The sequence below is a fragment of the Stenotrophomonas sp. YJH_SMC_27 genome (genome assembly GCF_059369815.1).
Map to the genome: position 1 here is coordinate 198467 of NZ_JCAFTA010000003.1, position 20883 is coordinate 219349.

A 20883-nucleotide genomic window follows, 5' to 3' on the forward strand; every position below is an offset into this window, starting at 1 on the left:
CCAAACGGGTGCAGTCGGCAGCAGGCGCACCCGTTTGGTGCAGCAGGGATCGTCTATCCTCTCGACCTTCTTCCTTCCTGCCGCGCGTGCCCGCACCGTCCATGTCCGACCTGCTCTCTGCCCTGCTGCTGGGCATCCTCGAAGGCTTGACCGAATTCCTGCCGATCTCCAGCACCGGCCATCTGCTCATTGCCCAGCACTGGCTGGGTGCCCGCTCGGACTTCTTCAACATCGTCATCCAAGCCGGCGCGATCGTCGCGGTGGTGCTGGTGTTCCGCCAGCGCCTGCTGCAGCTGGCCACCGGCTTCAACCAGCGTGAGAACCGGGAGTATGTATTCAAGCTGGGCGCTGCGTTCCTGGTCACCGCCGTGGTCGGCCTGGTGGTACGCAAAGCCGGCTGGTCGCTGCCGGAGACGGTCAGTCCTGTGGCCTGGGCGCTGATCATCGGCGGTGTCTGGATGCTGCTGGTGGAGGCCTACACCGCGCGCCTGCCTGACCGCGACCAGGTGACCTGGACCGTGGCGATCGGCGTCGGCCTGGCGCAGGTGGTGGCAGGCGTGTTCCCCGGTACCTCGCGCTCGGCCTCGGCGATCTTCCTGGCCATGCTGCTGGGCCTGAGCCGCCGCGCGGCGGCGGCCGAATTCGTGTTCCTGGTCGGCATTCCCACCATGTTCGCCGCCAGTGCCTACACTTTCCTGGAACTGGCCAGGGACGGGCAGCTGGGCAGCGAGAACTGGACCGAGGTGGGCGTGGCCTTCCTTGCCGCGGCCGTCACCGGCTTCGTCGTAGTGAAGTGGCTGATGGGCTACATCAAGTCGCACAGGTTCACGGCCTTCGCCCTCTACCGCATCGCGCTGGGCGCGGCGCTGCTGCTGTGGTTGCCCTCCGGCAGCTGAACAGCACCGGGGCACGGTAACCCCAATGCCGGCTCCACCCCGTTTCCCCCACGGTTCCCCAAGGAGAATCACCATGAACCGCAAGCTCACCCTGCTCCTCCCGCTGGCCCTGATGGCCGCGTGCAGCCAGACCCCGGCCCCGGCCGGCACCGGCGGCGATGACGTGGCCCCGGCCGCGGCCAAGGCAGCGGACCAGCAGACGCTGGCGCATCTGGACGCGCAGCGCCTGCAGAGCCAGCACTGGCTGCTGCAGCAGGCCACCGGCGCCGACGGCAAGCGCATCGACGCGCTGTTCGCCCGCCAGGACAAGCCGGTCACCCTCGACTTCGCTGACGGCCGCCTGTCGGTCAGCAACACCTGCAACCGCATGGGCGGTGGTTACACCTTCGACGCTGGCAAGCTGGCCGTCAGCGCGATGGCCTCGACCATGATGGCCTGCACCGACAAGGCGCTGATGGCGCTGGACGAGGCCGTGTCGAGCCGCCTGCAGGGCGAACTGAAGGCCGAGCAGGATGCCGATGGCAAGCTGACCCTGACCAACGCCAAGGGCGACACGCTGGTCTTCAACCCGGAACCGACCGCTGAAACCCGTTACGGCGGCGCCGGCGAAACCGTGTTCCTGGAAGTGGCCGCGAAGACCGAGAAGTGCTCGCACCCGCTGATCCCGGACTACCAGTGCCTGCAGGTGCGTGAAGTGAAGTTCGACGACAAGGGCCTGAAGCAGGGCGAGCCGGGCAAGTTCGAGAACTTCTACGGCACCATCGAGGGCTACACCCACGAAGACGGCGTGCGCAACGTGGTGCGCGTGAAGCGCTACGAGGTGAAGAACCCGCCGGCCGATGCGCCGTCGCAGGCGTACGTGCTGGACATGGTGGTCGAGTCGGCCGTCGAGAAGTGATGTAGAGCCGACTGTTAGTCGGCTGGCACTTGAAGGGCGGCCGCGAGGCCGCCCTTCTTCGTTGTGCGTTGTAGAGCCGAGCCCATGCTCGGCTGCTGTCTATCGGGAAAAGCAGCCGAGCATGGCTCGACGCTACCGAAAGCAACGCCGGCCCACGGCCGGCGCTACCGGGGTTGCGGTTACAGCGCCGGGTTCAACGTGTAGGTGCCGTGCAGTGCGGCTTCGGCCAGCACGTGGCCGTGCATGGCGCGGTACGCGTCGGCGGCGCTGAAACGCTGCGGCAGGTCCAGCGACGCCACGTCCAGCGCGAATACCCGGAAGAAATAGCGGTGCATGCGCTCGTCGTTGAACGGCGGATACGGGCCGTCATAGCCCAGGTAGTCACCGGCCATGTCCGGGTTGCCCGCAAACCAGCCGGTGAAGTCGTTCAGGCCCTGATGGCTGCCCGCCGGGCCGGCCGGGGTGGTCTTGCCCTTCACCACGAAGCCGTCGCTGCAGCTGCCAGCGGCGATCTCCTGCACCGTGGCCGGGATATCGGCCATCACCCAGTGCACGAAATCGCAGCGCGGCTGGTCGCGCGGCACGCTCATGTCGCTGCGGCCAACCGTCTCCGGCACGGTCGGTACGTCCGGGTCCACGCATACCAGCAGGAACGAACGGGTGCCGGCCGGCGCCCCGCTCCAGGCCAGGTGCGGGTTGCGGTCGGGCGCAAAACCATTGGCATCGCCGGCGGCGAACTCACGATCAATCGGTGCGCCATTGGTCAGGCTGTTACTGGTCAGCTGCATCAGGATCTCCTCACTCTTCCGGGTAACCCAGGCGCACCGCAACCGGGGTGAGCTGGGCGAAGGCGGCGCTCATCACGTCGCGGTAGTTGCGCCAGTGGCCGGGCGGGAAGCGCGGCGCGCCCAACTGCGCCGCCGGCGGCATCGGCCGCTCGAACAGGCGGCCCAGCAGTTCGGCCATCGCCTGCGGATCGTTGCCGACCTGGTCGATGCGCAGCAGCACGTGGGGGTACAGGTCGTCCTCATGCAGCGTGGCAATCTGGTTCAGCGCGCGGGTCAGCCATTCACTGGCTTCGGCCAGCGAGGTCATCGCCAGCGGCGCGGCGGCACCGTAGGCCACCCAGTCCAGCAGCATGTCGCGCGGATCACGCAGCACCAGCACCAGTCGCCCCTGCGGCAGCTGCGGGCGCAACGCCCACAGCAGGGCGTTGTCCCACCACAGCAGCCAGTCGATGACGGTATCGCTCTGCAGGCCACGCGCCGGCAGCTGTTCGCGCCAACGCTGCACCAGCCGCTCCGGCGTCAGTACGCCCGAAGCGAGATCCTGCAGCGTGTTGTAGTTCTGGAACGCATCGTCGGGCGGGTTGCTGGTGTAGCGGTCGCTGCGCAGCACCGGGCTGGCGGCCGCCAGGCCGGTCGCCACGCGCTCCACGCCCGAGCCCGGCGCGCCCCAGAGGAAGATCGGCGCGGAACTGGTGTTGCCGTCAATCTCACCCTTCTCCGGCCAGCTTGGCGGAGACTTGGCCTGCGGTGGCAGCGGCAGGCGTTGCGGGGCCTGGTCGGCCTGCAGCGACAGCCAGGTACGCAGGGCCTCCTGCGGCTGGCCGGCACGGTCCTGGATCTCGCCCATCCAGGTGCGCAGATCGGCGCGATGCGCTTCCGGCGCCTGCTCGACCAGCGCCTGCACGCGGGCCACTGCAGCAGGCGGATCACGCTGCAGCAACCCTTCAACCAGGCGGGTTTCGCCACTGACACGCCCCGGTTCAATGCTGACGATACGCTCGGCAATGGCTTCGGCCTGCTCGTGCTCGCCCACCATGTCGTGCAGGCGCAGGCGTGCTTCCAGCGCCGGCAGGTGGCCCGGCATGGCGTCCATCCAGCGTTCAACGGTCGCCGCGGCAGCGGGGCTGCCAACTTCTTCCACGGCCAGGCGCGCCAGCCACAGGTCACGCAGCTGCGGGTGCTGCTCCAGGGCAGCGTCGAGGCGTGCACGCGCCTCGTCTTCGCGGCCAAGGCGCTGCCAGGACATCAGCAGCAGCTGCAGCAGCTGGCGGTCATCGGGGATCGCTTCCAGCAAGGGCAGCAGATGGTCCAGCGCCTGCAGCGGCTGGCCGTTGCGCAACGCCAGCTCACCGGCCAGGCGCCGCATCGCCGGCACGTCCAGCTCCGGCTGCCGCAGGGCCACCTCCATGGCTTCGGCCGCCGCCGGCACGTTGCCCTGGCGCAGCGCCAGCTGCACCACCAGGCCATGCAGCGAGCTGATGGCCGGGTTCAGTTCCAGCACGCGGCGGAACGCCTGCTCGGCGAATGCCAGCATGTCCTTGCCAAGGTAGGCAAAGCCCAGCGCATAGAGCACGCGGGTGTCATTCGGCTGGGCCTTGTTGGCTGCCGACAGCAGCACCAGCGCACGGTCCGGGTCATCGCGGCGCAGCGCGATCATGCCGTCGATGGTCAGCAGCTCGGGGTGGTCCGGCTCCACGCGCGAGGCCAGGGTGGACAGGCGTTGTGCCTCGTCGAAGTCATTGCGGCCAACCGCCAGGTGCGCCTGCATCAGGTAGGCGGCGAAGGAATTCGGGTCGAGGCCGGTGGTGCGCGCCAGTGCCTCGTCCGCGCCCTGGTACTGGCGCAGGGCAAGCAGCAGGCCAGCGTGCTGCAGGTGCAGCTGGGCATCATCGGGGGCCAGCTGCAATGCCTGCTGCAGGGCCTCCATGGCATCTTCGGCCTTGCCCTGCTGCTGCAGCGCAAGCGCCAGCCAGCGGTGGGCCCCGGCCTGGCCGGGTTCGTCACGGGTCCACGCCTGGGCCAGCTGCACGGCCTGGTCGGCCTGGTTCTGGCGCAACGCTTGGATGATCTGGTCTTGCATGGCGGTCCGGTTCGAGTGCAAACCCGCATTGTAGCGGTCCACGCGCCGGTGCCGGTTCAGCCCGCCAGCACCCGCTGCAGGCGCTGCGCCACCCACCGTTCGGAGAAGCCGTCGCCCCGCCAGTTTTCCAGGAAACCGCAGTGGCCTCCCCAGCAGGCGGTCTCCAGGCGCGCGTGGCGCGGCAGCTGCCAGTCGCTGAAGGTCGCATAGGGGATCACCGGGTCGTCCTGCGCCATCAGGATGTCGGCCGGCACCTGCAGGGCCGACAGGCGGTCACCGGCAATCGAGTAGCCATCGAAATAGGCCTGCAGCGAGCCAAAGCTGGTATGCCGTTCAACCAACCAGGCGGTCAGCGCACGGATATCCAGCTTCAACACGCGGTCGTCGCAGTCGCTCAGCTCGGGGAACAGATCGCGCTTGCGGCGCAGCGAGCCGGCCCATTTGCGTCGGAAGTACCAATCGTACATTGCCGGACCATTCTCGATGCTCTCCATGGTCAGCCCCGGGTCCAGCACCGGGCACACCGAGGCCACGCGCAGCAGCGGCACGCCGGCGGCCGGCGCGCGCAGGGCCAGGCGCAGCACGAAATTGCCGCCCAGTGAGTAGCCGGCCGCCACCAGCGGCAGCTGCGGCCAGCGCTGGGCGATGTCTCCTGCGGCATGCACCACTTCATCGATCAGGTTGGAGTGGAAGATGCCGGGGTTCAGGTGATGGGTGTTGCCGTGGTCGCGGAAGTTCAGGCGCACGACATCGAAACCCTGTTCGATCATGCGCGCGGCCGCCATGCGCATGTAGCTGGATTCGGCACTGCCCTCCCAGCCATGCAGCAGCAGGGCCATGCCCTTGGGTTCGCGGCCTTCGACATGGCTGTGCCAGCCCTGCAGGCGCACGCCATCGCCGCCGTCGAGGATCAGCTCTTCGCTGACCGCGCCGGTGGCCGCCAGCAGCAGCAGGCCGCGCTGCAGGCGCATGCGGCTGGAGCTGAGCATCGACTGCAGGTGCGGGTTGCGCAGCCAGCGCGGCGGCTGGTAGTCAGCCGCATGCAACGTCGGCGTACCGGCGTCCAGGACAGGTGGCGGAACCAGGGCCACCGTGCCCTCAACCGGTGCTCATGGCCGCCACGATGCGCGCGCGCGAGGTCTCCGCGATGCGCCGACGGCCTTCCAGGTCCTGTGCACCGATCGGTGCCAGGAAGTGCACTTCCGCACGCCGCGCCGGCTCACCGAGCAGGCGCAGGAAATTGGCGAAGAAGCTCTCGCCGGGGCCGAATGCCACGATGGTCTGTGCGTCACCCTTGAGCCCATAGACCAGCGCCACCGGCTGCACCGGAACGCCGGTTTCAACCGCGGCCTGGAAGATGCGGGCATGGAACGGCCCCACTTCGTGGCCACCGCGGGTGCGCCCTTCCGGGAACACGCCCACTGCCTTGCCGCCACGCAGGCGATCGGCCATCACCTGCATCACCCCGCCCAGCGACTCGGTGTTGCCACGCTGGTGGAAGATGGTCTGCCCGCGCGCAGCGAGCCAGCCGACCAGGGGCCAGCTGGCGATTTCGCGCTTGGCGACGAAGCCCATCATGCGCTGGCTGTGCAGGATGCAGATGTCCACCCAGCTGACATGGTTGGCCACGAACAGCACGGCACCGGGCAGCGGCGCGCCCATCTGCACCAGGCGGAAGCCGAAGATCCACATCAGGCCCCCCTGCCACCAGTTCACCACCTTCGCCCCGAAGGTATCCTCGCCCACGCGCAGCTCGCCCCACGGCGGAAGCATGCCGATCAGGATCAGCGGCAGGAACACGGTGATGTGGACCAACAGCAGCGGTACGCGGTACAGGTAACGGCACACACGCGCCACGCCGCCACGGGGGGCCGGAGTGGGGGAAGTCATCCGCGCACGATACCGGAGCGTCGCAGCAGCTGCCAGCCGATTTAGGCCATAACCGCCATTGACCGGGGCAATCGGTGGGGAACGCTGGGTTCTGCCGTCGTCAACACGCCCGACCGGGGGCTCAACCGTGGCCGGCCGCCACCACCGCCAGGGTCAGCCGCGAAATGCATACCAGGCGACCCTGCTCGTCCTCGATGCGGATCTCCCACAGCTGGGTGCTGCGGCCCACATGCAGTGCGCGGGCAGTGCCGGTGACAATCCCCGAGCGCACCGCCCGCACGTGGTTGGCATTGATCTCCAGGCCCACGCAGACCTGCTTTGCGGTATCCACGCACAGGTTGCCGGCGCTGCTGCCCAGCGTCTCGGCCAGCACCACCGAGGCCCCGCCGTGCAGGATGCCGTAGGGCTGGCGGGTGCGCTGGTCCACCGGCATGGTGGCCTGCAGCCAGTCTTCGCCCGCTGCGCTGAAGACGATGCCCAGGGATTCGATCGCCGTGTTGCGGCTGAGCGCATTGAGCTGCTCGAGGGAAACGGCTTCGCGGAACACCTGGGTCATGCGGTCACCTTCAGAGAATGGGAACGAGGCCGGCACCGAATGCGGTCAGCATGCGCACCAGCAGCCACTTCGGGCCGACGTTGACTTCGGGGAAGTCGCCGACGGCAACGTAGCAGCGATGGAACTCCGGGTCCTGCCGTGGCAGCGGCTGCGGGCAGTCCGGGCCGGGCTTGAACTCGTAGTCGGTGGCATAGCGCCATGGCCAGAAGTCGAGGATCGGCAGCGCTTCGGAGGCTTTGCCGACGCTGTAGTTCAGCCCCGACAGCACCGGCGGCTTGGCCCGCGGCGCCACCGTCCAGGAGTTCTGCGGATGGGTATCGCGCAGGATGCTCTCGGCCAGCTGCTCGGCAAACACCGGATCATCGATGATCACCGCGCCTTCGGTGTTGTAGTTCTCGCTGCGCGGATCGAAGTTGTGGGTGCCGACCACGCCGATGCGGCGGTCGACCACCAGCGACTTGGCGTGCAGGCCCATGCGCGCGCCCTTGCGGGTGACCGGCAATGGCTTGTTGACCGCCTTGCTGCCCAGGAACGAGGGCCGCGTTTCGGTGCGCAGCAGGCGCGTTTCCACCTCGCTGCCGGCCGCGCGGCGGCGTTCGCGCGCGTTCTGGTAGGCACTGCCGGTACGCGGATGATTCACCACTGCCTGCCTGCGCGTTGTTGCCCGGTTCCCCTCGCTGCCCCCCCCGGCATTGCTGCCGGCGGCGCTGCCGCCGATCAGCGGGTTGCGGCCGCCGTCGTCGTCTGCCCCGGGGGCGGCGATCGGGTCGGGCAGCAGGTTGCGGTAATCAACCGGCGCATCCAGCGGGAACGGCTTGTATTCGAAGATGTTGAAGCCCAGTTCGCGCATGTTGCGCCGCTTGTACTTGTACGACAGCGCATACACGATGGGATTGTCGGTGGCCGCCAGGCTGTTGCTCGACACCACCACGCGCGGTGGCTGCGGGCGCTTGCGCAGCTCGCGGAACAGCTTCTGCGCCGGCTTGGACAGTACGAGGTACGGCGTCTGCAGGATCACTTCCTTCTGCGCACCGGCAATGAGCGCATCCAGCTGGGGCTCGGTCACGTGCTGGCCGGCCAGCGGGGCATCGGCCTTCTCGCGCCGGTGCTTGCGCGGCAGGTCGGCGACATAGCGCACCGAGGCCACCGGCAGCGCGGTATCCACGAAGGAACGGGTGACGAAGTCCATGTCATTGGCTTCGGCACTGACCCGCTGCACCCGTTCCGGGCGGCGGAACGTGGCGGGGGGCAGCGCCGGCACGCCCTCGCGCAGCAGGGTGCGGCCGACATCATTCAGGCGCTCGGCCGGCACGCTGCGCTGGGCACGCCAGAAGGCATCGAAGTTGGCCGCCATCGCACGCGCCTCGGGGCCGGCAATCAGCACGTCGCGGTCGCGGAAGTTGTACTCGCGGTCCCAGTCGTAGTAGTCGTCCTGGTAGTTGCGGCCTCCGACCACGCCGATTGCGTCGTCGATCACCAGCAGCTTGTTGTGCATGCGCTGGTTGAAGCGCCGGAAGCAGCACAGCACGCTGCCGGCATAGTCGAAGTAATTCAGCCGGGCCTTGCCGAACGTCGGGTTGTAGACCCGCAGCTGGAAGTTCTGGTGGGCGCCGGACAGCGCGCCGAGGATCTGCAGGTCGGAGATCGCCGAGAGCTGGTCGATCAGCACCCGCACCTTCACCCCGCGCCGCGATGCAGCCAGCAGTTCGTCGATGACCAGCCGGGCGCTGTCGTCCTTGTCGAAGATGTAGGTCTGCAGGTCGATGCTGCGGGTGGCGCTGCGCAACAGGTTCAGCCGCGCCACCAGGGCGCCTTCTCCCTCGTCCAGCAGGGTGGCGTAGTGGCGCGGCTGCTCCGGGGTGGATTCGGTGAACGCCCGGCCGGCCAGCGCCCGCAGCGGCGAGTCCTGTGCGCAGCGGTCGGCGCGCTGGCAGTCGACCTGGGTCGAGCGCGCCTGCACGGCGATCGCTTCGGCGCGGTCGCGCTCGGTATTGGACAGCGATGCACAACCGCTGCCCAGCAACACGGTTGCCAGCGCCAGTACACGCAGCAGGAGGTTCACGGTTTCGGCGCCTCGCTCAGGCGCGCTCGCAATACGAAGGTCACACGATCACTCAAGGCAAGCTGCCAGCTGTCCATTCCATACCGGCCTCGCTGCACGGTACCGCGGCTGACGACGTCGCAATCATAGCCGGGTCGGGCGCACTCCGCCTTCTCCACCCTCAGTTTCTCGGGATGGCTGACCCCGCGCAGGGTCAGCCGGCCGTTGATGTCACCCCCCTCTTCCACGGTCTCCGGCCAGTACGGCAGCGAGTCGAACTCGACCACCGGGTGGCGGCCCGCGTCGAAGAATTCCTCGCCGCGCATCCAGCCGGTATAGCGCGCCTTGCCGGGGATCTCGACCGAGCGCGTGAACATCTTGAGGTGCACCTGGTGGCGGCCATCGGAGAGGATCTCGATGCGGCCCTCGAAGTGCGGGAACACACCTTCGATGCGCTGGCCGAAGCGGGTGCGCACCTCGAAACCGATCTGCGAGCGTTGGGTGTCCAGGCGCAGGACCCGATGCGCTTCGGCGACCACCGGCGGCAGGGGCGTTGGCGTTGGCGGAGGAGGCGCGGCAGGCCAGGCCGCGCCGGAAGCCAGCAGCACGGGCAGCAGAAAGCGGCTGCGCCGCGCCAGGCTCATTGGATCACGGCCACCAGAACGCGTTCAGGCTGGCCACGCCCGGCTCGATCGAAGCCTCGCGCGGGAAGCCGAGCACGGCAATGCCGGCCGGCGGCATGCCGCGGTAGTCGCTGCTGGTGCCGTCGGTCATCAGGGCCACCAGCTGCTCCAGGCCCGGGTTGTGGCCCACGATCAGCACCCGGTCCAGGTCGCGACGCTCGTCCACCAGCGCCGCCAGGGTGCCCGGGGTGGCTTCGTAGATCCGGTCTTCCAGGCGCTTCTCGACATAGCCGATGGCCGTCATCACCGCTTCCAGGGTCTCACGGGTACGTCGCGCCGGCGAGCACAGCACGCAGTCCGGCAGCAGGTTGTTCTCCTTCAGCCACTTGCCGGCGGCTTCGGCTTCGGCCAGCCCCACCGGCGACAACGGCCGGTCGAGGTCGGCCTGGCCGGGGGTCGCCGGCTCGGCATGGGCATGGCGCAGCAGGATCAATTCACGCATCGCGGGTTTCCATGAAGAAGAGGATGCAGCAGGAAGGGTGATGCAGGCATCAAAGCTTCAGCCAGGACAGCAGCGGCTCCCAATCGGCCTGGTGCTCGCGCACCTGGGCCGAGCGGTAGTCGAACAGGCTGCGGCCAAGGCCGGTCATGACCACATAGCTCTGGCTGTCGCGCAGCTGCGCGACCACCGGGTACGGCCATTCACCCAGCATCTGCAGCGCCTGCTGCGAGGTCTGGGTCCAGGGCTTGGTACGGTTGAGCACCAGACCCACTGGCAGCTTGCGGCTGTGCACGCGCGGGTTCTGGGCCAGGCTGTTGAGGAAACCGACGATGGCTTCGATATCCAGCGCCGAGGGCAGCACCGGCACCACCACCGCGTCGGCAGCGTCGAGGAAATGGGGAATATCGTCGGCCAGGGCGCCGGCCGGCGCATCGATGATGACGGTGTCGGTACCGTCGGGCAGCTTCTGCGCCCACTGCTTCTTCCGATATACGTCGATCGGCAGCACCGCACTTTCCAGCCCGGCACGGCGTTGTGCCCAGCGGGTGCTGGAGCCCTGCGGGTCGGCATCGGCAATCACCGTGGCCTCGCCCTGCAATGCCGCGTACGCGGCCAGGTGGGTGGCGACGGTGGTCTTGCCCACCCCGCCCTTGGAACCGGCCACCAGGATCGTCTTCATGCCAGCCTCGCTTCCGGGTACGTTCCCCGAGCGTACACCGGCGATGGTGACGGGAGGTAGCTTCGTGCTGAACCAGCGGCCATCGCCTTTGCTATCGTGGCGCTCCCGAAGGATCGAACCGGCATGAGCGAACTGCAGGACCTGAGCGCGTTGATCCGCGCCAATACCCCACTGATCGTGATCGAGACCCAGGACGAGGGTCGCATCGTCGAGCTGTTCCGGCAGACGCTGATGCACGTATGGCGGGCGCTGCACCGCTGGTCGATCACCGAGGGCCTGCGCCGCATCGACCTGGACAGTGAAGACCCGCCGGTCGGGCCACCCGATGCCAGCGCGGCCCTGCAGATGATCCGCCAGGCCGACCAGCGCGGGGTCTACCTGCTGCTCGATTTCCACCCGTACCTGGGCTATGCCAGCCATCAGCGCGCCCTGCGCGACCTGATCCAGCGCCGCCACAGCGAGCCGCATGTGCTGGTGTTGATCGGTGCCAAGGTGGAGCTGCCGGCCGAGCTGGAAGCGTTGGCGGTGCGCTTCAACCCGCGCCTGCCTGATGCCAACGCCTTGTTGAAGATGCTGCGCGAAGAGGCCGACGCCTATGCGCGCGAGCACGGCGGCCGCCGGGTCGAAGTCGACAGCGAGGCGGTGAAGAAGATCCTGAAGAACCTGCAGGGCCTGAGCCTGGTCGATGCCCGGCGCATCGCGCGCCAGCTGATCTACGCCGATGGCGCGCTGCGCGACGACGACCTGCCGCAGCTGGCACGGCTGAAGTTCGAGCTGCTCAACCGCAGCGGCCACCTGTTCTTCGAGCATGACAGCGCGCGCTTCGGCGATGTGGCCGGCGCCAACCGGCTCAAGCGCTGGATCAGCCAGCGGCGCGTGGCCTTCATCGCCGGCTCGGCGCCGGCCGGGCTGGACCCGCCGCGCGGCATGTTGCTGCTGGGCGTGCAGGGCTGCGGCAAGTCGATGCTGGCCAAGGCCACCGCCGCCGGCTTCGGTGTACCGCTGCTGCGCCTGGACGTGGGCGCGCTGTACAACAAGTACCACGGCGAGACCGAGGCCAACCTGCGCCAGGCACTGGCCTCGGCCGAGCAGCTGGCACCCTGCGTGCTGTGGATGGACGAGATCGAGAAGGGCCTGGCCAGTGGTGGCGAGGACGGTGGCGTATCACGCCGTGTACTCGGCTACCTGCTGACCTGGATGGCCGAGCGCAAGGCGCCGGTGTTCATCGTCGCCACCGCCAACCAGGTGCACGAGCTGCCGGCCGAGCTGCTGCGCAAGGGCCGCTTCGACGAGATCTTCTTCGTTGACCTGCCTTCGCCTGACGTGCGCGTGGAACTGCTGCGGCTGCACCTGGGCCGGCGCCAGTTCAATGGCGACGACTTCGCGCTGCCGGCGCTGGCGGCCGCGGCCAATGGTTTCTCCGGCGCGGAGATCGAGCAGGCGATCGTGGCCGGGCTGTATGCAGCGCACGCCGAAGGCCGGCCGCTGGACACCGAGCTGCTGATGAACGAGATCCGCGCCACGCGGCCGCTGTCGGTGCTGATGGCCGAGCAGGTGGAGGCATTGCGGGCGTGGGCGTCGGGACGGACGGTTTCCGCGGACGACTGAGGTTTCCCGCGAACGGCGCAGCCCCTCGTGGCGGCTGGTTGACCGTGAACATCAAAAGCCGCGCTTGGCCGGGCGGGATGGATTCGCGGGGGACGCCGTCAACCCGTCCCTGGGGGCTTGGCCGCGGCATCCATGCCGCGGACACCCCCGCGAACCCACCCCGCCCGGCCTCTGACAGTTTCCGGGGGCGATCAGCCACGCAGAAGAAAGAAGAAGAGCAAGAGCAAAAGCAGAACCGGTTGGCTGGCCGCTTTTTTGTAGAGCCGAGCCCACGCTCGGCTGCTCTTCGATCAGATTTCCAGTATTCGATTCCGATGCAGATTCATCCACGCATGGCGTGGATCTACCGTGTCGACCAAGGTCGACACCTACCAGCAGCAGGGAACTGTCGGAGGCGGGGCGGTGTGGGTTGGCAGGACCGTTGGCGCCATGGGCCCGAGGCATGCCTCGGGCGGGTTGGGCAGGACGCCCAACCCCGGTCTTGCCGTGTGCGCAGGAAAGCGCACACGAGCAAGCGGCGACCGAGCTTACATGGGTGAGGGCGCTTTGCTTGCGAAGCACTGCTTCGCAAGCGCCCGAACGCACAGCCGCCAGCGGCTGGGCCGGTCTGGGGGTTTACGGCGTGTCCTGCCAACCCACACCGCCCCGCCATCCCGCGGATTGCCCGCTGTTGCTGTTGCTTCGGCTGTTGCCTCTGCGAGTGCCGGGTGCAACCCGGCCGAACCCCTCCCTCAGGGCCAGGCAGGCGGTGCGGCCGCCCAGGCCTGCTGCACTTCGGCCAGCGACGCACGCTCATCCTCGCGCCACTGCGGCAGCAGCTGCGCATAGTTGGCCGTGGTATTCCACTGCGTCGGCTCGGTGCGTACCGCAGCCGCATACCACTGCACCGCCTCCTGCTTCTGCCCCATCCGCCACAATGCCAGCGCATAGGTCGGCGGCACCCAGCTCGGCTTGGTACGCGCATTGGCGGCCGAGGCCAGCCACTGTTCCAGCGCCGCCTCTGGCTTGCCCTGGCGCAGCAGGTCCCAGCCGTAGTTCCAGCGCACGCTGCGGCCACTGCTGCTCTGTGCCGGGGCCTCTTTCATCGCCTCGGCATACAACTGCTCGGCCAGCTCGCCACGGCCCTGCGCACCGGCCACCGAGGCCAGTTGTACCGTGGCCTCGACCGCACGGCGGCCGCGTTCACGCAGCTTGACCAGCTGGGCGACCAGATCATCGCCCCCGCCCTGCACCGCCACCATCGGCGTGGCCGCCGGGTCATTGTCGAAGTAGAACTCCTGTGGTGCCGGCATGGCCGGCGCGGCCCACGCCGTGGCCGCTCCCGAGGCCAGCAGCACGCTGGCCAGGATCTTTCCTGGAACTGACATCCCTTCTCCCCAGGCCGCGACTGCAGCCTCCCTCTCTCTGTCCCGATCCTAACCCCAGCACCGCCACGGGCGCGAGTGCCGGGGCCTGCGCGGCCCCGCTGCTACAATTCGCGCCTTTCCCGCTGCGTGCGTGCACGCGGCCGGTGCCAGCCGATCCTACCGGGCCAGCCATGACCAGTACCGCGCAACTCACTTCGCCCTCTTCCGCCGACCTGCTCGACCGTGACTACACGCTCGACCACAAGTACACCCGCAACGAGGGGCGGATCTACCTGAGTGGCGTGCAGGCGCTGGTGCGGCTGCCGCTGATGCAGCGCCTGCGCGATGCCGCCGAAGGCATCGACAGCGCCGGCTTCGTCAGCGGCTATCGTGGCAGCCCGCTGGGTGGCTTCGACCTGGAACTGTGGCGCGCGCGCAAGCATCTTGAAGCGGCGAAGGTGAAGTTCACCCCGGGCCTGAACGAGGACCTGGGCGCCACCATGGTGTGGGGCACGCAGCAGACCAACCTGTTCCCCGGCGCCAACGTGCAGGGCGTGTTCGGCATGTGGTACGGCAAGGGCCCTGGCGTGGACCGCTGCGGCGACGTGTTCAAGCATGCCAATGCCGCTGGCACCTCGCGCTACGGCGGCGTGCTGGCGCTGGCCGCCGATGACCATGCCTGCCGCAGTTCGACCCTGCCGCACGGCAGCGAAGACGAATTCGTCAGCGCGATGATGCCGGTTCTCAACCCCGCCGGCGTGCAGGACATCCTCGACATGGGCCTGCTGGGCTGGGCGATGAGCCGTTACACCGGCCGCTGGGTCGGCTTCAAGACCATTGCCGAGACGGTGGAATCGTCGGCCTCGGTGCAGGTCGATCCGATGGCGCGCCGCATCGTGCTGCCGGAAGACTTCGAAATGCCCCCGGGTGGCCTCAACATCCGCTGGCCGGACCCGCCGCTGGACCAGGAGATGCGCCTGCACCGCTATGCGGTGAAGGCCGCACAGGCGTTCGCCCGCGCCAACGGCATCGACAAGGTGGTGATGGACGCGCCGCGCGCGCGGCTGGGCATCGTCACCACCGGCAAGAGCTACCTGGACGTGCTGCAGGCGCTGGAATACCTTGGCCTGGATGAAGCCGCATGCGCCGACATCGGCATCCGCGTGTACAAGGTCGGCATGACCTGGCCGCTGGAACCGCAGGGCATCGCGCGCTTCGCGCAGGGCCTGGAAGACATCATCGTGGTGGAGGAGAAGCGCGCCTTCATCGAGCGCCAGATGAAGGAACAGTTCTTCAACTGGCCGGCCAGCTGGGGCCAACGCCCGTCCATCGTCGGCAAGTACGACGAAAGCGGCGAATGGATCCTGCCGTCCACCGGTGAACTGACCCCGGCCACCATCGCCGGCGTGATCGGTCGCCGCATCCAGAGGTTCTTCAACAACGAGTCGATTGAGCAGCGCCTGCAGTGGATGCAGGAAAAGGAAGCCGAGCTTGCGTTGCCGCGCGCCAGCTTCCCGCGCGTGCCGCACTACTGCTCAGGCTGCCCGCACAACACCTCCACCCAGGTGCCGGAAGGTTCACGTGCGCTGGCCGGCATCGGTTGCCATTACATGGTGACCTGGATGGACCGCAGCACCGACACCTTCACCCACATGGGCGGCGAAGGCGTGACCTGGGCCGGGCAGGCGCCGTTCACCGACACCCCGCACGTGTTCCAGAACCTGGGCGACGGCACCTATTTCCACAGCGGCTCGCTGGCGATCCGCCAGGCGGTCGCCGCCGGCGTCAACATCACCTACAAGATCCTCTACAACGATGCGGTGGCGATGACCGGCGGCCAGCCGGTGGACGGCCCGCTGAGCGTGCCGGATATCGCAAAGCAGATGCGCGCCGAAGGCATCCACACCATCATGGTGCTGTCGGACAACATCGGCAAGTGGACCGGCCAGCGCGAACACTTCCCCAGCGACGTGGAGTTCCACGACCGCAGCGAACTGGAGGAGGTGCAGAAGCGCCTGCGCGAAGTGAAGGGTGTTTCGATCCTGATCTACGAACAGACCTGCGCCACCGAGAAGCGTCGCCGCCGCAAGCGCGGCAAGCTGGAAGATCCGCAGAAGCGGGTGCTGATCAATTCGCTGGTCTGCGAAGGCTGCGGCGACTGCGGCAAGAAGAGCTTCTGCGTGTCGGTGCTGCCGAAGGAAACCGAGTTCGGGCGCAAGCGCGAGATCGACCAGTCCAACTGCAACAAGGACTATTCCTGCGTGAACGGCTTCTGCCCGAGCTTCGTCACCGTGCACGGTGGCCAGCCGCGCAAGGGCAGCAAGCGCGATGCCTCCACGCTGCTGGACAACCTGCCGGCGCCGACGATCCGCGGCACGCTTGAGCAGCCCTGGAACATCCTGATCACCGGCGTCGGCGGTACCGGCGTGGTGACCATTGGCGCGCTGCTGGGCATGGCCGGCCACCTGGAGGGCAAGGGCGCGACCGTGCTCGACCAGACCGGCCTGGCGCAGAAGGGTGGCGCGGTGACCACGCACATCCGCATCGCACGCCGCCCGGATGACATCCACGCCGTGCGCATTGCCGCCGGTGAAGCCGACCTGGTGCTGGGCTGCGACATGGTGGTGGTCAACGACTACTGGGCGCTGTCGAAGGTGCGTGCCGGCCGTTCGCAGGTGGTGCTGAACACCTACGAAGCGATGCCGGGTACCTTCACCACCCGCCCGGACATGCAGTTCCCCGCCGCCGACATCATCGCCGGTGTGCGTGTGGCACTGGGCGGCCAGGAGCCGTTGCTGCTCGATGCCACCCAGCTGGCCACCGCGCTGCTGGGCGATGCCATCGCCGCCAACCTGTTCATCCTCGGCTACGCCTGGCAGCAGGGCCTGGTGCCGCTGTCGTTCGAGTCGCTGATGCGCGCCATCGAGCTCAATGGCGCTGCGGTGGCCATGAACCAGCAGGCCTTCGCCTGGGGCCGCCTGGCCGCGGTCGATCCGCAGGCCGTGCAGCAGGCCGCCGGCCTGGTGCGCAACCGCCACACCGATACCGAATCCACCCCGGGCCCGCTGCATCCGCTGCCGCCGGGCGAATGGGAGGGCAACGAATGGGGCGCCACCGCTGCACCGCGCAACACCGGCGACGAACGCGAGCTGCGCGGCCTGCCCTCGCACGGTGGCGACGTGGCATTCCTGCCGCTGGACGACGCGCGCCTGTCGCGCTCGCTGGATGAAATGATCGAGCGCCGCGCCGCCTTCCTGGTCGAGTACCAGGATGCTGCCTACGCCACGCGTTACCGTGATCTGGTGGCACGCGTGCGCGCTACCGAAGCCGAGCGTATCGGCGGCTCCACCGCGTTGACCGAGACGGTGGCCCGCTACCTGTTCAAGCTGATGGCCTACAAGGACGAGTACGAAGTGGCCCGCCTGTACACCAGCGGCGACTTCCAGCGACGCCTGCAGCAGCAGTTCGAGGGCGACTATCAGCTGCGCTTCCACCTGGCGCCGCCGCTGTTCGCCAGGAAGGACGAGCAGGGCCGGTTGCTGAAGAAGGAATACGGCCCGTGGATGTTCAAGGCGTTTGGCTTGCTGGCGAAGCTGAAGTTCCTGCGTGGCGGCCGCTTCGACGTGTTCGGCCGCACCGAAGAGCGGCGCATGGAGCGCAAGCTGATCAGTGATTACGAGGCCACTGTGCAGGTGCTGCTGGATGGCCTGGATGACGACCGCCTGGCGCTGGCGGTGGAGATCGCCAGCATTCCCGAACACATCCGCGGCTTCGGCCACGTCAAGGAAGCGCATTTCGAGCAGGCCAAGGCGCGCGAAGCGGCCCTGCTCGCGCAGTGGCGCAATCCGAAGGCGCTGCATATCGTGCAGGTGGCCTGATGGTAGTGCCGGCCGCTGGCCGGCATCCCTCCTGGCAATCGGTTGCCAGCCAGCGGCCGGCGCTACCGGCGGTTCAGCCCAGCCGCCACAGCAGAAGGCGGTTGTTGGCCGGCATCGCCACATCCCCCAGTCGGGTGAATCCGTGGTCGGCGGCCAGCGCCTGCACCGCTTCGCTGTCGCGGATGCCGCTGCGCGGATCACGTGCCTTCAGCCAGGCATCGAACTGCGCATTGCTGTCGCTGGTGTAGCGGCCGCCGTAGTTGAACGGGCCATACACCGCCAGCAGCGCACCGTGGCGCAACAGGGGCGGCAGCGCCGCGAACAATGACTGGACGTGTGCCCAGCTCATGATGTGCAGGGTGTTGGCGCTGAATGCGGCATCGAACGTACTGCCCGGTGCCAGGTTCAGGCCGGGCGCTGGCGGCAGTTCCACCTGCAGCGCTACCGGCGGCAGCAGATTCAGCAACGCCGTTTCGGCACGCCATGCCTCGATGCCTGGCAGGTGGTCCGGATGATCACTGGGCTGCCAGCGCAGCCAGGGCCAGCGCTCGGCAAAGAAGGCCGCATGCTGGCCGGTGCCGCTGCCGATCTCCAGCACCCGGTGGCGGTCGCCCATCCACGGGTCGAGCGCGGCGGCGATGGGTTCGCGGTTGCGTTCGCAGGCTTCTGAATACGGCTTGCTCGACATCAGGACGGTGTCCAGGCGGGGTCGGCCCCATTGTGCACGAGGGGGTGTTGCGGGCAGGGCTTGCAGCCCTGCACCTGCTTCAAGCCACAGCAACGGCAACAGCCACGTCAAATTCAAAAGCGGGCTTTCCGTGGGATGGCGGGGTGGGTCCGGTTGAGGGGGACGCTGCAAGTACGTCCATGTAAGCTCGGTCGCCGCATCCATGCGGCTCACACCCCCTCAACCGGACCCACCCCGCCTTCGACAGACTTCCGCGATCTGTCGGAACGGCGTACGGCCTTGGTGGGTGCCGACCGTTGGTCGGCACGGATGAATTCATTCGATATCTGACAGATGTGCCGACCAACGGTCGGCACCCACCAACAGCACACGGAATCTGTCGAAGGTGGGGCGGTGTCGGATTGCGGGGTGTCAGCCGCATGGGCCCGAGGCATGCCTCGGGCGGGTTGGGCAGGACGCCCAATTCCGGTCTTGCCGTGTGCGCAGGAAAGCGCACACGAGCAAGCGGCTGCCAAGCCTCCATGGACGGATTCACGGCGTCCCCGCAATCCGACACCGCCCCGCCCACCCACGGAATGCCCGCTTTTGACGTTGACGTTGCCCTGGCTTGAAGCAGGTGCAGGGCTGCAAGCCCTGCCGAAACCCTCCCAACCATGACTGCAGTCACTTGCCCGCACGCGCCGCGCTGGCGAAAGTCGAGAAGTTGACGTGATCGGCTCGACCCATTGTCGGCCGCACGCAAGCGAGAGAGAGAAACGCTGTGCAACGACGTGAGTTCCTGGCTTTTTCCGGTCTGGGCCTGGCGGGCCTGCTGCTGCCGCATTCCCGTGCCATCGCCGCCGAGCAGTTGCTGGCCCCGGTCGACACCGCCCAGCGCAGGCGCCTGGCCGAGGTCGCGCTGGCCGCCGCACGCACCGCCAAGGCCAGCTACTGCGATGTCCGTATCGGCCGCTATCTCAACCAGTCGGTCATCACCCGCGAACACCAGGTCGGCAATGTAACCAACCGCGAATCATCCGGTGTGGGCGTGCGGGTGATCGTCAACGGCGCGTGGGGCTTCGCTGCAACCCATCAGCAGACCGAGGCCGCCGTGCGCGCCGCGGTCGAGCAGGCAGCGGCAATCGCCCGCGCCAATGCCGGCATCCAGACCCGGCCGGTACAGCTGGCGCCGACGCCGTCGGTCGGCGAAGTGCGCTGGCAGACGCCAGTGCGGAAGAACGCCATGGCGGTGCCGATCCAGGACAAGGTCGAACTGCTGCTGGCGCTCAACGCCGCCGCGCTGGATGCGGGCGCCGACTACATCAATTCCACGTTGTTCCTGGTCAACGAACAGAAGTACTTCGCCTCCAGCGACGGCTCGTTCATCGACCAGGACATTCACCGCATCTGGCTGCCGTTTACCGCCACCGCCATCGACAAGGCCAGCGGCAGGTTCCGTACCCGCGCCGGCCTCTCCTCGCCGATGGGCATGGGCTACGAGTTCCTCGATGGCGATGCGCGTGGGAAGGTCCAGCTGCCCGGCGGCATCACCGCCTACCGCGATTCCTACGACCCGGTCGAAGACGCCATCGCCGCCGCCCGCCACGCGCGCGAGAAACTGAAGGCGCCGTCGGTGAAGCCGGGCAAGTACGACCTGGTGCTGGACCCGTCCAACCTGTTCCTGACCATCCACGAGAACGTCGGCCACCCGTTGGAGCTGGACCGCGTGCTCGGCTACGAGGCCAACTACGCCGGCACCAGCTTCGCCACGCTGGACAAGCGCGATGCCGGCTTCCGCTGGGGCAGCGACATCGTCACTTTCTTCGCCGACAAGACCCAGCCGGGCAGCCTCGGCGCCGTCGGCTACGACGATGAAGGGGTGAAGACGCAGCGCTGGGACCTCGTACGCGACGGTATCCTGGTTGACTACCAGGCCACCCGCGACGAGGCCCATATCCTCGGCCGCGATGCATCGCACGGCTGCAGCTACGCCGATTCCTGGTCCAGCGTGCAGTTCCAGCGCATGGCCAATGTCTCGCTGGCACCGGGCAAGCAGCCGCTCAGTGTCGAGGACATGATCAAGAACGTGGAAAACGGCATCTGGATCCACGGCCGCGGTTCGTATTCGATCGACCAGCAGCGCTACAACGCGCAGTTCGGCGGCCAGCTGTACTACCAGATCAAGGATGGGAAGATCGCCGGCATGGTTGAGGATGCGGCCTACCAGATCCGCACGCCGGAATTCTGGAATGCCTGCACCGCCATCTGCGATGAACGCGACTTCCGCCTGGGCGGTTCGTTCTTCGACGGCAAGGGCCAGCCCGGCCAGGTCTCGGCGGTCTCGCACGGTTCGTCCACCACCCGCTTCAACGGCATCAACATCATCAACACCGCGCGCAGTCTCGGCGCATGAGCCACCCATCCTTCGACG

At 67.9% G+C, this 20883-nt stretch carries 16 protein-coding genes; 5 read left to right on the forward strand and 11 right to left on the reverse strand.

All coding sequences use genetic code 11. The features are described from left to right. The first annotated feature begins 101 nt into the window (after nt 1–101). Both AC5P7R_RS06945 and AC5P7R_RS06950 read left to right on the forward strand, forming a co-directional pair. Entirely contained in the window at nt 102–896 is a 795-nt protein-coding gene (locus AC5P7R_RS06945) for an undecaprenyl-diphosphate phosphatase (RefSeq protein ID WP_111097740.1), read from the forward strand. Between the two features lie 73 nt (nt 897–969). Then, on the forward strand, nt 970–1794 hold the full coding sequence (locus AC5P7R_RS06950) for an META and DUF4377 domain-containing protein (RefSeq protein WP_134729776.1): 825 nt from the start codon (nt 970–972) through the stop codon (nt 1792–1794). 179 nt (nt 1795–1973) lie between these two features. Here the strand turns inward: AC5P7R_RS06950 and AC5P7R_RS06955 are convergent, their stop codons facing one another. The 9 genes from AC5P7R_RS06955 to AC5P7R_RS06995 form a co-directional block, all read right to left on the reverse strand. Continuing rightward, entirely contained in the window at nt 1974–2582 is a 609-nt protein-coding gene (locus tag AC5P7R_RS06955; protein ID WP_111097738.1) for a YbhB/YbcL family Raf kinase inhibitor-like protein, read from the reverse strand. Nucleotides 2583–2592: 10 nt separating this feature from the next. Further along, nucleotides 2593–4662: a tetratricopeptide repeat protein gene (locus AC5P7R_RS06960; RefSeq protein ID WP_227852948.1), complete on the reverse strand. Its 2070-nt coding sequence runs from the start codon at nt 4660–4662 to the stop codon at nt 2593–2595. A gap of 56 nt (nt 4663–4718) precedes the next feature. Then, the gene (locus AC5P7R_RS06965; RefSeq protein WP_026347255.1) at nt 4719–5708 is read right to left on the reverse strand and encodes a YheT family hydrolase; all 990 of its coding nucleotides are present in this window, start codon (nt 5706–5708) and stop codon (nt 4719–4721) included. 52 nt (nt 5709–5760) lie between these two features. Further along, nucleotides 5761–6552 carry a lysophospholipid acyltransferase family protein gene (locus AC5P7R_RS06970; RefSeq protein WP_058980256.1) on the reverse strand — a complete coding sequence of 264 codons (792 nt, stop codon included), beginning with the start codon at nt 6550–6552 and terminating at the stop codon, nt 5761–5763. Between the two features lie 121 nt (nt 6553–6673). Beyond that, a complete protein-coding gene (locus AC5P7R_RS06975; protein ID WP_021204081.1) occupies nt 6674–7108 on the reverse strand; it encodes a hotdog fold thioesterase in 435 nt (144 codons plus the stop codon). Between the two features lie 10 nt (nt 7109–7118). Further along, entirely contained in the window at nt 7119–9170 is a 2052-nt protein-coding gene (locus AC5P7R_RS06980) for a phospholipase D family protein (protein WP_227852947.1), read from the reverse strand. Continuing rightward, nucleotides 9167–9793 carry a YceI family protein gene (locus tag AC5P7R_RS06985; RefSeq protein WP_019661947.1) on the reverse strand — a complete coding sequence of 209 codons (627 nt, stop codon included), beginning with the start codon at nt 9791–9793 and terminating at the stop codon, nt 9167–9169. Before AC5P7R_RS06985 ends, AC5P7R_RS06980 begins: the two co-directional genes overlap by 4 nt. 4 nt (nt 9794–9797) lie before the next feature. Beyond that, nucleotides 9798–10274, reverse strand: a complete 477-nt coding sequence (locus AC5P7R_RS06990; RefSeq protein WP_019661948.1) for a SixA phosphatase family protein — start codon at nt 10272–10274, stop codon at nt 9798–9800. 49 nt (nt 10275–10323) lie between these two features. Continuing rightward, on the reverse strand, nt 10324–10953 hold the full coding sequence (locus AC5P7R_RS06995) for a nucleotide-binding protein (protein WP_495213806.1): 630 nt from the start codon (nt 10951–10953) through the stop codon (nt 10324–10326). A gap of 123 nt (nt 10954–11076) precedes the next feature. Between AC5P7R_RS06995 and AC5P7R_RS07000 the strand changes: the two genes are divergently transcribed. Further along, on the forward strand, nt 11077–12561 hold the full coding sequence (locus tag AC5P7R_RS07000; protein ID WP_478405581.1) for an AAA family ATPase: 1485 nt from the start codon (nt 11077–11079) through the stop codon (nt 12559–12561). Nucleotides 12562–13292: 731 nt separating this feature from the next. Here the strand turns inward: AC5P7R_RS07000 and AC5P7R_RS07005 are convergent. Beyond that, nucleotides 13293–13928, reverse strand: coding sequence for a tetratricopeptide repeat protein (locus AC5P7R_RS07005; protein ID WP_019661950.1), 636 nt, complete (start codon nt 13926–13928; stop codon nt 13293–13295). A 170-nt stretch (nt 13929–14098) separates the two neighbouring features. Here AC5P7R_RS07005 and AC5P7R_RS07010 point away from each other — a divergent pair, with 170 nt between their 5' ends. Further along, nucleotides 14099–17785 carry an indolepyruvate ferredoxin oxidoreductase family protein gene (locus tag AC5P7R_RS07010; RefSeq protein ID WP_111099342.1) on the forward strand — a complete coding sequence of 1229 codons (3687 nt, stop codon included), beginning with the start codon at nt 14099–14101 and terminating at the stop codon, nt 17783–17785. A gap of 73 nt (nt 17786–17858) precedes the next feature. Here AC5P7R_RS07010 and AC5P7R_RS07015 read toward each other — a convergent pair whose 3' ends face one another. Further along, complete coding sequence (locus tag AC5P7R_RS07015) at nt 17859–18473, reverse strand: DUF938 domain-containing protein (RefSeq protein ID WP_180832937.1); 615 nt, start codon at nt 18471–18473, stop codon at nt 17859–17861. Between the two features lie 760 nt (nt 18474–19233). On the opposite strand from AC5P7R_RS07015, the gene AC5P7R_RS07020 reads away from it, so the two are divergent. Then, nucleotides 19234–20865, forward strand: coding sequence for a TldD/PmbA family protein (locus AC5P7R_RS07020; RefSeq protein ID WP_167692751.1), 1632 nt, complete (start codon nt 19234–19236; stop codon nt 20863–20865). The last annotated feature ends 18 nt before the right edge of the window (nt 20866–20883 follow it).

Bases quoted from the DNA above. Each gene is read 5' to 3' on its own strand.
- AC5P7R_RS06975 (WP_021204081.1), bottom strand. From the start codon at position 7,108: ATGACCCAGGTGTTCCGCGAAGCCGTTTCCCTCGAGCAGCTCAATGCG.
- AC5P7R_RS06945 (WP_111097740.1), top strand. From the start codon at position 102: ATGTCCGACCTGCTCTCTGCCCTGCTGCTGGGCATCCTCGAAGGCTTG.
- AC5P7R_RS06995 (WP_495213806.1), bottom strand. From the start codon at position 10,953: ATGAAGACGATCCTGGTGGCCGGTTCCAAGGGCGGGGTGGGCAAGACC.
- AC5P7R_RS06990 (WP_019661948.1), bottom strand. From the start codon at position 10,274: ATGCGTGAATTGATCCTGCTGCGCCATGCCCATGCCGAGCCGGCGACC.
- AC5P7R_RS07005 (WP_019661950.1), bottom strand. From the start codon at position 13,928: ATGTCAGTTCCAGGAAAGATCCTGGCCAGCGTGCTGCTGGCCTCGGGA.
- AC5P7R_RS06960 (WP_227852948.1), bottom strand. From the start codon at position 4,662: ATGCAAGACCAGATCATCCAAGCGTTGCGCCAGAACCAGGCCGACCAG.
- AC5P7R_RS06985 (WP_019661947.1), bottom strand. From the start codon at position 9,793: ATGAGCCTGGCGCGGCGCAGCCGCTTTCTGCTGCCCGTGCTGCTGGCT.
- AC5P7R_RS07015 (WP_180832937.1), bottom strand. From the start codon at position 18,473: ATGTCGAGCAAGCCGTATTCAGAAGCCTGCGAACGCAACCGCGAACCC.
- AC5P7R_RS06955 (WP_111097738.1), bottom strand. From the start codon at position 2,582: ATGCAGCTGACCAGTAACAGCCTGACCAATGGCGCACCGATTGATCGT.
- AC5P7R_RS06950 (WP_134729776.1), top strand. From the start codon at position 970: ATGAACCGCAAGCTCACCCTGCTCCTCCCGCTGGCCCTGATGGCCGCG.
- AC5P7R_RS06970 (WP_058980256.1), bottom strand. From the start codon at position 6,552: ATGACTTCCCCCACTCCGGCCCCCCGTGGCGGCGTGGCGCGTGTGTGC.
- AC5P7R_RS07000 (WP_478405581.1), top strand. From the start codon at position 11,077: ATGAGCGAACTGCAGGACCTGAGCGCGTTGATCCGCGCCAATACCCCA.
- AC5P7R_RS07010 (WP_111099342.1), top strand. From the start codon at position 14,099: ATGACCAGTACCGCGCAACTCACTTCGCCCTCTTCCGCCGACCTGCTC.